This is a genomic window from Tessaracoccus yangjingae (assembly GCF_055326235.1).
Genome location: NZ_JBUZNN010000004.1, coordinates 117780 through 130105 on the forward strand (window position 1 = coordinate 117780; position 12326 = coordinate 130105).

Here is a 12326-nt window from a genome sequence, read left to right on the forward strand (position 1 = left end):
GCACGGGCGCCGCCGGGGAGCGCGGAGGGCTCATTCGTCCCATCGGCGCGGGGGGATGGCGTCGCGGTGCACGCGGGCCAGCAGCCCACCGAGCTCGTGCCCTGGACTGATGCGTGCCAGCTGCTCCAGGCACGAGGTCTGGGCCGCGCCCCGTCCGCTCAGCCACGAGGCGATGCCGAGGAGCGCCAGCACGTTGGCCTCTGACTGGGGCGTGGCGGACTGGCGCGCGGAGACGAGATGCGGCCAGATCCGGTCCGCCGTGTCCATGCTCAGCCTGGCGAGGACCGCCCCCATGCGGTCCTCGTCCTCAAGGAGGACGCTCAGGAGGCATCCCTCCGAGGGGTTCAGCTGCGCCGGGGACTCCGCCAACTGCTCCAGGAGGTCCAGTGCCTGCCCTGCCGGCAGCGCCGCGACCAGCGCCTCCGCCGCCGCGACCTCCCGGCTCGGCGGTGGGCTGTGGAATTCGACCGGGGCCACGGCCTCCCCGCGATCCCCACAGATCCGGATGCCCTCGTACACGGCCTGGGCCTCGAGCGAGCTGGAGGTGCTCTCGATCTCGTGGGCCTCCAGATCTGCGTCGAGCGCCCAGGTGGTGCGCCCGTCGGTGACGAGCGCGTCGATGACACGCGCCTCCCCCACGACCGCGGCGAGCTCCGTGACCGCGAGCCCGGCGAGGTCCGGATCTCCGTAACCGATGATGACGAAGCGGCATCCCTCCACCTGTGAGGAGGCGTTGATGATCTGATCCGCCACGTCGTCGAAGTGGTGGACGAACCAGTCCACCTCAAGGCGGGCGCAGAAGGCGACGGTGGTGCAGCTCAGCCCCATCACCACACATGAGTGGGTGGGATGGAAACCGAGGAGGACGGCGGGCATGGCGAGGAGATCGGCTCGGGTGGTGCCCCGGAGAACGGGTGTGCTGCTCATGGGCGCATGGTCGACAACAGGGAGTGCCTTCTCCCAACCGGAATTCCGGGCTGTGGACAACCCCCTGGGTAGGCTGGCGGGACTATGAGCAACCAGCAGTGGCCACCGGCGGACAACGGGCGAGACAACTCCCCCTGGTCGCATCCGGACCCTGGCTACCGTCCCACGCAGTTCCACGACGTCCAGGGCCGCGATCCCCGCCAACCGTTCGGTCAACCACCGGCGCCACAGCCGGCCCCCGAGAGCCTGCGGCCTCAGCGCAGGCCGGGGGCCCCGCTCTGGATCGTCCTGGCAGCGGTGGCCGTCATCGGCGCCCTGATCCTCGGCATGCAGTTCCTCGGCGGCGATGAGGACGCCTCGCCGAGCGCATCTCCCACCGCCTCGGCGGCGGCCGAGCCGTCACCCACCCGCACGGGCAACTTCATCCCCTTCGAGGGCAACGGCGACGGGATCTTCGAGATCGTGCGGCACGAGTGGACCACGGACGGGCTGCGCCTGCGCATCCGCGTCGAGGTCGAAGAGGGCGAGTACCAGTTCGGGCTGTTCGCCTTCACCAACGAATCCCGCGAGGCATTCGACCCCATGGACCCCCTCCCCTTCACAGTGCGCGCTGGCGTGCCCTACGAGGCCGACGTCATGTTCGCCATGCCGAACGCCGACTCCACGATCGTGCTGGCCACGCCGTCGGGGCGCGTGGCGCTCAACGCCCTGCCGGTGCCCGGCAGCTGACGATGGCTAGTGGTGCAGGTGCACCACGGCGTCCGCCACCGCGACCACCAGCGGGTCGTGGGTGGTCACCAGCGTCGCGAGGCGGCGTTCGACGGTCAGTTCAGCGATCAGTTCCATGACGGAGGCCGCGGTGTCGACGTCAAGCTGCGCCGTCGGCTCGTCGGCGAGGAGGACGGCCGGCTCCGCGGCCAGAGCCCGGGCGATACCGACGCGCTGCTGCTGACCCCCCGACAGCTCACCGGGCCGATGCCCCCCGTGCCGGGACAGCCCCATCCGCTCGAGCAACTCCGCGACCCTGGTCCGCCGGGTCTGCGGATCGGTTCGGGCCAGCCTCAACGGGACCTCGATGTTCTCCGCCGCCGACAGGACCTGGATGAGTCCGAAGTCCTGGAACACCATGCCGATCCTGGTGCGCCGCAGCTCGAGGAGACGTTCCTCCCCTGCGCGCGAGAGGTCCTCGTCGCCGAGCAGAACCTGGCCGGCGTCGGGGCGGTCGAGGCCGCCGAGGACATTGAGGAGCGTGGTCTTCCCTGCGCCCGACCGCCCGGTGACCACCGTGAGGGCCCCGGGTACGACGTCGATGTCCAGCCCGCGCAGCACCTCGACGCGTGTCGCGCCGGATCCGAAGCCGCGATCCAGACCCAGTCCGCGCAGCCGCACACCGCCGCTCACCGCCCGTCCTCCCGTATGGGGGCGGCCGCGGGCCAGACCTCGACGTGCCCCTCCCCTGCCTCGAGGCGGACCCTGTCCCTCAGCCCCAGTGCCTCCACATGCGCCCGGGGAAGCTGGATCCGGCCCGCCCGGTCGATCACCGTGTACTCCTCCGCGGCCTGCGCACGCCCGTCCTCCCCGAACCTGCGGACGACCTCAGTGGAGGTGCGCCCGTCTCGGATCTGGATCGTGCGCTCCACGTGCCCGCTCACCGTCGGGTCATGGGTGACGATCAGCACGGTGGTCCCGGTCTCCAGGGCCACGCTCCGCATCGCCTCGAGCACGGCCGCCGAGTTGTCGTCGTCGAGCTCGCCGGTGGGCTCGTCGGCGAGCAGCACGGCGGGCCCGTTGGCCAGGGCGGTGGCGATCGCCACCCGCTGTTGCTCGCCGCCCGAGAGCTCACGGGGGTGGCGCTCGGCGGACGCGGCCACGCCCAGCACCTTCAGCAGCTCGGCCGCGCGCTGCTCGCGGCCGTCTCTCCCGGTGATCATCATGGGCAGCATCACGTTCTGGGCGGCGGTGAGATACGGGACGAGGTTCTGCGCAGTCTGCTGCCAGACGAACCCGACGCTGTGGCGCCGGAACTCGATCCGTTGACGAGGTCGCATGGCGGTGAGGTCGTGGCCCGCGACCCGCGCACGGCCCCCCGTCGGCCGGTCGAGGCCGGACAGGATGCCCAGCAGGGTCGACTTGCCGGACCCCGACGCGCCCACCAACGCGACGACCTCGCCGGGCTCGACGACGAGGTTGAGCCCCTGAAGCGCCTGTACCTCCGCCCCCTCGGTGGTGAAGATCCGCACGAGGTCCTCGCACCAGATATCGGGGCCGGCATGGTCACGTTGCACTCCTGCCACACCCGTGGGTGTCATGGCACCTCCTGTTGCACTGTGGTCCGCCGGGCGGCGGACCAGACGACGACGGCGAATGCGGCCAGGACGAGGACCATCACGATCCCGAGCGACGCCGGGTCGACCACCAGCGACGCGGAGCCCGCGCCCGTGATGAAGCTGTAGTCCAGGCCGGCCAGGAGTATGCCCGCGACCGCGATCCCCAGGACGACGCCGGCGCCCAGCGCCAGGACGAGCCCCGGCGCTACCTCCCAGGCGACGCTCCGCCGGATCTCGCCGGGTGCGGCGCCCAGTGCCCGAAGAAGGCGCGTCGACCCTCGACGTGCGCCGCCGGCCAACGACTCGGCTCCGACGACGGCCATGGTCATGAGGATCAGGCCCACCGCTCCAGCCATCGCGACGATGCGTGAGAACGCCTGCGACGCGGGGCCGAGTCGCGACCTGAGCTGCTCGTCCACCGTGGTGACCACGGCGGTCCCGAGCTGGTCCCGCAGGTCGGCGGCCACCTGATCGGCCGCGGCGCCGTCGTCGATCGAGACCAGCGCCAGGGTGGAGCTCTCCGGTGCGCCGCCGGCGGCCAACCACCGTCCGGAGTCGACCAGAGCCCATGCCTCGGGGGTGCCGGCGCCGGGGAGGAGGTCCAGCCGGCCGACGATCGTCACCTCGCCCATGCCCCCCAGCGTGGCTGGGCCGCTCTCCCCCGTCGTGGACCCACCGAGGACCACGGGGAGCGGGCCGCCGGCATCGGCCAGTGCCCCGGGGAGCCGCGGTTCGAGGGGCGTGCCGCGGTACGCGTCGGGCACACCCTCATCGACGGACCAGACGGCGACGTGTGTCACCTCACCTCCCCGGGACGTCAACGGCACCGAATCGGCGAGCCTGGTCAGCCGACCCACCGCGGCCACGCCGTCGACGGCGCGCATGCCTGCGACGACGTCGTCGGTCATCCGGGGGCCGGCAGCCCTGATCTGGGCACCGTTGACCGCCCAGGCCGCGTCCCGTGATGTGGCCTCCAGGCTCGTCGTCAGGACACCGCCCACCACCGCCATCGACACGCCCAACAGCACCGCTGCGAGCGGGACCGCGCCGCCCCCGGCCCCCCGCAGCGCCCGGCTGACCCCGAGCGGCCCGGCGAGGCCGCGACCCTCGCGCAGCCGCCCAGCCAGCAACCGCAGCAGGATCGGGTGCACGCGCCACAGGAGCGCGCCCGCGGCGAGCGTGACGAGGGCGGGCGCGGCCGCGGCGAGCGCCTCCAGCCCTCCCGCCGACGGCCGCTCGACCAGCAGGGCGACGGACACGGCGGCGAGGCCCAGGAGCGTCAGCTCCGCAGCCAGGCGCACCCGCCTGGGGCCGGGGCCGCTGCGGGTGCCTGGGCGGGCACCCCACGCGTGCATCGCGGGCATGACCCCGCCGAGGAGGAGCGCAAGGGTCAGGCCGGCCGGCCAGCGGCGCCACCCCCCGTCGGGCAGCGCCACGCCCAGCACGCCCAGTGCGGCCACCCCTCCGAGCAGCCCGAGGACGGCCCCCTCGGCCGCCGTCCACCCGAGGAGTTGCCCGGGTGCGAGGCCGCGGGCCCGCAGCAGCGAGGTGCCCACCGAGCGGCCCTCACGGACGGCGGCCCCCGCGAGCGCGACCAGCAGGGCCGCGAGGATCAGCGGCCCGACGGCGAGCACCAGCGCAAGCGACGTCAGCGTGCGCTGCTCCACCGCCACGGCGTCGAGCATCTCCCCCAGCTCGGAGAAGAACCGCACCGTGACCCGCCCGTCGTCGTCGAGCGGCAGCGTGCGCGAGAGCATCGCCGTCAGCTGCCCGGCCAGGAGTTCGGCGTCCACCTCGCCCTGCGACGGTGCAGGCGCGTTGATCCCGAACCAGAGCAGGTGGTTGATCTGGGGGCGCCGGCCCGAGGCGCCGGCGGACAGCGCTCCGCGATGGAGGAACACGGCCGAGACGAGTTCCGTGCCGAGATTGGGGTCGACGAGCTCCGCGTACCGGATGCCGCGCGGAACCTGCTCCCACCGACGGTCGGTGGGATCGGTCGGCCTGAACGTCCCGGACAGGCGCAGCCCGGGGAGCGGTTGGCTGCCGAGGGCCCAGCCCAGCCGCTCGGCCGCGTCGTGCAGCACGACGATGTCGCTGACGGGCTCGGCCGGGTCCGGTGCGGCCGGCCAGGTCCCCGAGACGAGCTCGGCGTGCTCGGCCAACGTGGCGTCGACCAGGACCGCGAACGTGAGCCGGTGGTAGCCCGAGGACTCCGGGGGCGTGACGACCAGCGGGAACCCCAGCTCGGCGACCAGTTGCGGCGGCCTGAGCACGTCCCGCAGCGGCAGGGGTTGCGCGGTCCTCAGCGCCTCGGCCGCCGCCAGGTACCCGGCGGCCGGATCCGGCGCCGCCTGGTCTCCCTGCGGTGCGCCGCGCCACCTCCCGACAAGGTCGCCCTGCTGGGCGGTGAGGGTGCCGAACGCGCCTGACATCGCCGCCGAGCTCAGGCCGCCCACGGCGGGCGGGACGAGCGCGGCCAGCGCGACGACCACGGCAACGGCGAGCGTGAAGAGGGCCACCGGCAACCGGTCCGCCCGTGCCTGCGCCAGGAGCCAGCGGGGCACGTTCATCGGTGCCCCTCCCAGCCGCCGGCCGCCTGCCGGGCGACGGCGCGGGCGATCACCGCGACGACGGCCCCAACTGACAGCGCGGCCACGGTGACCAACGCGAACCAGCCGCCCGCGTCCACCGTGAGCGGGATCGGCCAACGGGCGTCGGCCCCGACGGCCGAGCGGACCAGCGGCGGCACCACGAGCGCCCCGACGAGGCCTCCTGCGGCGACCCCGAGGAGGCTCGCGGTGAGGGAGACGCCCGCGTGCTCGAGGGCTCGGCTGCGCCCCTGCGCGCGACCGCCGAGGCCGAGCGTCCTGAGGACGGCCGTCTCGCCTCGGCGGGAGTCCAGCTGGGCGACGAAGGTCGCGGCCACCCCGGCCACGGCCAGCGCCACGCCCCCCGCTGCGCCGGTCCAGAACGTCCGGCGGGCGAGGGTCGCGGCCGGGTTGCCGGCCGCCGGGTGCGCGACGGACTCCACACCGGGCAGTTCCGCCAGGCCCGCCGCGACGGCATCCGGATCCCCGGCCGCGACCCAGAGCTCGCGAGGCCAGGGCATGGGGTCGGCGGTGACGGCGAGCGCTGCGGAGACCGCCCTCGAGTCGGCGAGGGCCGCGTGGGGCTGGGTCGTGCCTGGCACGACGTCGACGACCGACGCCACCTCTGCGGGGAGTCGCCGCTGGAACGCGTCGATCTCGAAGCGGTCCCCGGGCCCCAGGCCGGCCTCCTCCGCGGCACCGGACGTCAGCGTGACCGGGACTGCGGGCGGGGCGGACGACTCGACGACACCTGCGGGGTCCCGGCCCGTGAAGGCGACGTGGGGGCCGAGCCTGGTCGCCGCCAGAGCCGACGGCTCACCGGCGAGTCGCCATCCACCCTGCACCGGGGTGAGGAGGGGCGGGACGTCCGGCCGGTTCGTGGTGGCGACGTGGGCGGTGAGTTCGCCGTCGGTGGCGATCTCCGCGATGCCCACCTCCACCGGCGTGCCGGCCAGGAGGTCGCGGTAAGGGCCCGCGACCCCGTCGGGGACGGCGACGTCGGAGGCCCAGTCCCCCGTCGGCCCCAGCGGCACGCCGTCGGCGGCCAGCGTGACGGCCAACTCGAGGGTCGCGGCTGAGGGTCCGTCCGGGACGCGCACGCCCACCCCGTCGACTACGAAGCGTCCACCGCGGGGCAGCTCGACGCGGCCCGAGCCCGAGGCCTGGGCCGGGGGGCCGATGACGACGGAGCCGTCCCACGCCAGGTCCAGGCCGGGGACGGCGAGGTCGACGGCGGGCAGGCGGCGCGACACGCCCGTGAGGAGGTCGCGGACGAGGACCTCCACCCGGACCGTCGCACCGGCGCGGAGCCGGGAGAGAGCCTCGAGGGTCAGCTCGGTGGCGGCGTCGGCCTGATCGAGGATGTACGGGGCGTCCGCCTGCCGACGGCTCAGCTCCGGGACCTGACGGGCCAGTGCCTCCTGCCAGGGATCCAGGCGGATGCCGCCGTCGAGGCTGACGGTGAGCTCACGTGCGCCCGCCGGGATCGGCAACGCCCCCGCGAGCAGTCCCGTGTTCCCAGGTGGCTCTGGGACGGCCACCCCCGCCGGCAGGGACGCGGTCGCGGCGAGGCTGTCGAGCGGCCCGCTCACGAGCGCCACCGGGGAGTCGCCCACGCGTGCGGACCCGTCGGTCCAGACGGGGGCGGACGCGGACGCGCCCGCGACGGCCGCCGCATCGGGTGGGAGGGCGAGACCGGCGGCCGGCGGGGTGGCCAGGGTCGCCCGGACATCGGCGCCGCGCTCCAGCGCGGCGAGGTCGGCGCCCACCCTCAGCGAGGCGCCGCCGAAGAGCCCGGCCATCGTCACGGATCCGATGGCCACGACCATGAGGAGCGCGGGCACGGCGGCCGTGAGGACCGCGCGCGTCAGGTGAGCCACCGCCAGCCATGCCACGACGCCGCGCGTTGCGCGCCGCAGAACGCGCGCAACGGCTCCGGTGAGTGGCCCCAGAACGAGCGGTGCGAGGGCCCCGGCCACGACCAGGAGGGCTGCCGGGGCCAACGCCGCGGCCCGGTCCGGATCCCAGGGGCCCCCTGGGGCGGGTAGGGTGCCCGCGGCGGTGAGCCGCCATGTCGCGAGCGCGGCTGCCGCTGCGAGGACCAGGACCCCGGCAGCGCCACCGAGGGCCGCCGCGGTCCGGCCGCGGTCGGGTGCCGACGAGCGCGCCAACGCCTGCGCACGCCCGGCCACGGCACCGGTGAAGGCGACCACGGCAGTGCCGGCGGCAACGGCTGCGCCCCAGATCGCTTCGGGGACCAGTCCCCAGGACCCGGTCACCACCCCCATCCCGAGCGCCGCTCCCACGCCGCCCAGTGCTGCGCCAACCGCCGCGATCACCGCCGATTCGGCCAGCCCGAGGACCGTGAGCCTCGCGACGGTGGTCCCACGGGCGAGCAGCAGCCGCGTCTCGGCGTCCCGCGATGCAGCGACGACGCGTCCCACCTGCACCAGCGTCAGAAGAGCCAGCAGCCACACGACGCCGAGCGGCACCTGGCCCAGCCGGCGGGCGTCGGCCCAGTCCTCCGCCGCGGCGTCCACGCGCTCCCCCAGCGCGCCCTCCACGGTGACTCCGCGCCCGGTGTCGTCGGCCACCTCCACGAGGGCCTTGGCCCGGGCGGCCCCCGAACTGAGGGCATCGAACTCAGCGGGACCAGCCCCACTGAGGTCCGGGACCAGGGACCAGGTGAGGACCGGCGTGCCGGAAATCGCCTCGACGACCGGGCGCGAGACCAGCAGGGGGCCGCTGACGCCCGAGTGCGTCCCCCTCAGCGCCAGCGGGTCGCCCGCCCACGACGAGGAGCCGGGATCCGCCGGCCGCCAGGTGGCGGTGACGGTGACGGTGACGCCGCGCAGGTCGAGGACGCGGCCGACGCCGATCCCGAGGCGGGCGGCCGCGTCTGCCTGCATCGCCGCCTCGTCCTGGGCGGCCGGCGCCCGCCCGGCGACGATGGTGCCCCGGGCCAGGGCGCTCGGATCGTGGCGGGCCAGGAGCCGCGACCCTCCCAGCGGGACCGGATCGGCGTCGATGACCGTCGAGATCTCGAGGGTTGCCGGGGCGAACCCCGTGGTCAGTGACGACCGGGCACGACGGTCCTGATCGTCGGCGTCGGTTCCCGCGCGGGCACGAATGGTGAGAGTGGCCGGCGGAGACCCCAGCAAGGCGTCCCTGGCAGCCGTCTCGGCGAGGCTGGCCGTCAGCCAGGCGACGGCCCCGACAACGGTGGCCGCGATGAGGACGGTGCCGGCGAGGGCCGCGGACAACGCCGGCCGCGCGACGTTGCGCGCGATGCTCCAGGCCGTCCACTGCACGATCGCACCCTAGGGCATCGCGGTCAGCTCATCGGAGGGGCAGACGAGGGCTCGTTCTGGCTGGCCGCCAGCTTGCGGCGCTCCTCGTGGGCGTCCGGGTGGTCCTTGGACAGCAGCAGGACCCCGTAGACGGCGATCGCGCCGGTCACGGCCATCCCGACGGCTGGCCCCGGGCCCATCCCCGCGCCCTCCCCGAGCACGATCAGGCCGAACAGGACCGCGACGAACGGGTCGACCGTCGTCATCGTGCCCACCGTGATCTCGGCGGGGCCGGACGCGTAGCCCTGCTGAATCATCCAGACGCCCAGGCCGTAGCAGGCGAGCATCATGGCGACGGTGGCGACGACCTGGAATCCGCCGAACGGCTGCCCGTGCTTGAGCACAAGGTCCATCGCCGCCTTCATGAAGCCGGAGGCGAGCCCGTAGAAGGTGGCCCCTACCGACGACCACATCATCGCCTTCGCCCACGGGGCGGCCCGCGTGGCGAAGAAGGACAGGACGGCGCAGATGGCGCAGACCACGAGGAAGGCGATGAACATCGGCGCGAACTCGACCTGCTTCTGGCCCGTGGCGAAGAGCGACGAGAAGACGGTGAACCCGACGACGCCCACGACCGTGATGGCCACCGCGATCCACATCTTGCGGGTGAGCGCGTGCTTGTGGATCCGGGCGGCCAGCAGGACCGACCAGGGCACGGCCAGGATCCCCACGGGCTGGACCACGGCCACGGGCGCGAACGACAGCGCCACGAGATGGATCGCGGCCCCGGCCAGCACGAACAACAGCCCGAGAAGCCACTTGGGAATTCTGAAGAGCTGAAGCAGGCCGGCGAACGTCAGCCTGTTGGACGACGCCACACCGTCCGGATCGAAGGTGGACTTCACGCCCAGGCTCTGCAGCACCGCGCCGCTCGCGAACAGGAAAGAGGACACAACCTGCATCCCGATGGCCAGCCAGATCACGCCGTGAGCCTTTCAGTCGGACAACGTTGGAAGACTACCCTGCGACCGGCCGGATCGGGTACGACCCTGGTCGCCCCTCCTCGATCAGGGTCCGGGGTCAGCCGTAGACGACCACCTTGTCACCGACCTTTGCCGCATCGAACAGCGCCGCCACGGCCCCCTTGTCCCGCACGTTGACGCAGCCGTGCGAGGCACCGTTGTACCCGTTGCGCGCGAAGTCCGCCGAGTAGTGGACGGCCTGCCCCCCGCTGAAGAACAACGCATAGGGCATCGGGGTGTCGTAGAGGCTGGAGACGTGGTTCTTCGACTTCCAGTACACGGAGAACACGCCGTTGCGGGTGGGCGTGAGCTCGGAGCCGAAGCGGACCGACATCGTGTCGATGATCCTCCCGTCGATCACCCAGGCCAGGCGTCGCTGGGCCTTGGAGATGCAGATCACGCGCCCCGTCATGCAACGATCGTCCAGCGTCATCGTCGTGGTCTGCGCGCGCACCACGTTGTTCAGCTCGTCCGCGGTGGGCTTGCGCGTCATGCCGTAGAGCCGGTCCTTGGTGCGTTGGTCGACCTCACCGGTGACCGGGATCTGACGCTTGGCCTGAAAACCCTTGACGGCCTCCACCGTCACCGGCCCGTAGACGCCGTCGATCTTGGGCGAGTACCAGCCGATCTGCTTGAGCCGTGCCTGGATGTCCTTGACGCCGTCGCCCGTGCTCCCCTCCGCGAACAGAGCCGGGCCCGGCCTCAGGATGTTGTGCATCTCGTCCTGGGTGGGCTGGCGTGTCATGGAGTGCAGCCTGTCCAGCGTGGCCTGGTCCACCTCGCCGGTGACCGGGATGCCACGCTTCGCCTGGAATCCCTCGATCGCGAGCACGGTCTCCTCGCCGTAGACGCCGGTGATCTTCCCGGAGAACCACTCCAGCTGCAGGAGCCGGTGCTGGAGGTCCCGGACGGGGTCACCCTCATCGCCGGCCTTGAGGAGGGCAGGCGGCGCGGGCGGGGCGGGCGGCGCGGTCTCCTGGGTGGGAGGCTCGGTGATCGACGGCAAAGGCGTGGGCGTGGACGGGGCAGGAGTGGACGGGGCGGGAGTGGAGGGGCTGGGCGCCGCCTCCGGCACCGGCGCCGCGGTCGTGGGCACCGCCTGCGGTGTGGCCCGCGGGACGACCGCCGCTGGTGCGCAGGCGACCAGCAGCAGCGAGGCAGACGCGAACATCGCCAGGGAGAACGCCGCGAAGCGCCGCCGGGGCGCCGGCAATGGGCGCGCACCGTCGGCGCGGGGCACCAGCTTGATACCAGGCATTCTCAACACCGATGACCTCTCAGGGGGAAGAGCAGATCCGTCCGTGCCAGCATAGGCGCCGGGAAGGCCGACGACGCTGACGCGCTCGGGGTGGCGCGGGCCCATGTCGGTTCCTTTCCAGGGGGGATTCTCACCTCAGGTACGCATGGCCTGTCCCGGCGGTTGCACCACCATCCTCACGCGCGCATCCTCACGCGCGCCCGTTCAGCGCGCCACGCCTGGCACGCCAGTCCGGGAGGAGCGCGTCCATCCAGGCGATGAACCCGGGGCCGTGGCCGCGCTCGTGCAGGTGGACCAACTCGTGGACGAGCACGTACTCAAGCGCAGAGGGGGGATGCTCGGCGAGGGCGACGTTGAGCGTGATGGCGCCCGTCCTTGTGTTGCAGGTACCCCAGCGCGTGGTCATCCGCCTGAGACGGATCAGCGACGCCTGCCTCCCGACCCTGGCCTCCCATTCGTCGCGGAGCGCGGGCAGTGCCATCTCCAGTTCCCGCCGGTACAGCCCCTCCAGCCCACGGAGCCGCTCCTCCTCGTCACGACCTGAGAGCACGACGCCGGCCGCGGAGAACCCCGCCGACGGCCGGTCTCCCGCCCCCTTGATGACGTCGTGCCAGGCGCCCCAGACCCGGGCACGTCCGTCGTCGAGAGCCTGGGGCCGTGGTTCGATGCGTCGTACCTTGGCCTGCGCGGCGGCGATCCACTCACGGTGCCCCTCGACGAAGGTCCGCACGGCGTGCTCAGATACCCCGAAGGGCACGGAGACTGCCACCCTCCCGTCAGGCGGAACCACCCTCAGGCGCAGGTTCCTGATGGCCTTGTAGGTGACCTCCGCGTCGACCCCGGCCACCCGGAGGAGGGACGTTGAGGCGGAGCGTCGTGGCATGGCGCCATGATAGGAAGCCGGTCCGACAGAA

At 73.3% G+C, this 12326-nt stretch carries 9 protein-coding genes; 1 reads left to right on the forward strand and 8 read right to left on the reverse strand.

What is annotated here, in order from left to right:
* Positions 1-30: 30 nt before the first annotated feature.
* Entirely contained in the window at positions 31-927 is an 897-nt protein-coding gene (locus tag ACZK5D_RS07705; RefSeq protein ID WP_458994195.1) for a DUF4192 family protein, read from the reverse strand.
* A gap of 84 nt (positions 928-1011) precedes the next feature.
* Here ACZK5D_RS07705 and ACZK5D_RS07710 point away from each other — a divergent pair, with 84 nt between their 5' ends.
* Positions 1012-1656, forward strand: coding sequence for a hypothetical protein (locus tag ACZK5D_RS07710; protein ID WP_458994196.1), 645 nt, complete (start codon positions 1012-1014; stop codon positions 1654-1656).
* A gap of 6 nt (positions 1657-1662) precedes the next feature.
* Here ACZK5D_RS07710 and ACZK5D_RS07715 read toward each other — a convergent pair whose 3' ends face one another.
* The 7 genes from ACZK5D_RS07715 to ACZK5D_RS07745 all read right to left on the reverse strand — a co-directional run bounded on the left by ACZK5D_RS07715 (position 1663) and on the right by ACZK5D_RS07745 (position 12295).
* On the reverse strand, positions 1663-2328 hold the full coding sequence (locus ACZK5D_RS07715; protein WP_458994197.1) for an ABC transporter ATP-binding protein: 666 nt from the start codon (positions 2326-2328) through the stop codon (positions 1663-1665).
* The gene (locus ACZK5D_RS07720) at positions 2325-3236 is read right to left on the reverse strand and encodes an ABC transporter ATP-binding protein (protein ID WP_458994198.1); all 912 of its coding nucleotides are present in this window, start codon (positions 3234-3236) and stop codon (positions 2325-2327) included. The genes ACZK5D_RS07715 and ACZK5D_RS07720 overlap by 4 nt, the downstream gene beginning before the upstream one ends.
* Entirely contained in the window at positions 3233-5824 is a 2592-nt protein-coding gene (locus ACZK5D_RS07725) for an ABC transporter permease (RefSeq protein ID WP_463664868.1), read from the reverse strand. Before ACZK5D_RS07725 ends, ACZK5D_RS07720 begins: the two co-directional genes overlap by 4 nt.
* The gene (locus tag ACZK5D_RS07730; RefSeq protein WP_463664869.1) at positions 5821-9153 is read right to left on the reverse strand and encodes an FtsX-like permease family protein; all 3333 of its coding nucleotides are present in this window, start codon (positions 9151-9153) and stop codon (positions 5821-5823) included. Before ACZK5D_RS07730 ends, ACZK5D_RS07725 begins: the two co-directional genes overlap by 4 nt.
* A gap of 23 nt (positions 9154-9176) precedes the next feature.
* A complete protein-coding gene (locus tag ACZK5D_RS07735) occupies positions 9177-10115 on the reverse strand; it encodes a DMT family transporter (protein ID WP_458994201.1) in 939 nt (312 codons plus the stop codon).
* A 97-nt stretch (positions 10116-10212) separates the two neighbouring features.
* Entirely contained in the window at positions 10213-11412 is a 1200-nt protein-coding gene (locus ACZK5D_RS07740) for a L,D-transpeptidase family protein (protein ID WP_458994202.1), read from the reverse strand.
* 190 nt (positions 11413-11602) lie between these two features.
* Entirely contained in the window at positions 11603-12295 is a 693-nt protein-coding gene (locus ACZK5D_RS07745) for a M48 family metallopeptidase (RefSeq protein ID WP_458994203.1), read from the reverse strand.
* Between the last annotated feature and the right edge of the window lie 31 nt (positions 12296-12326).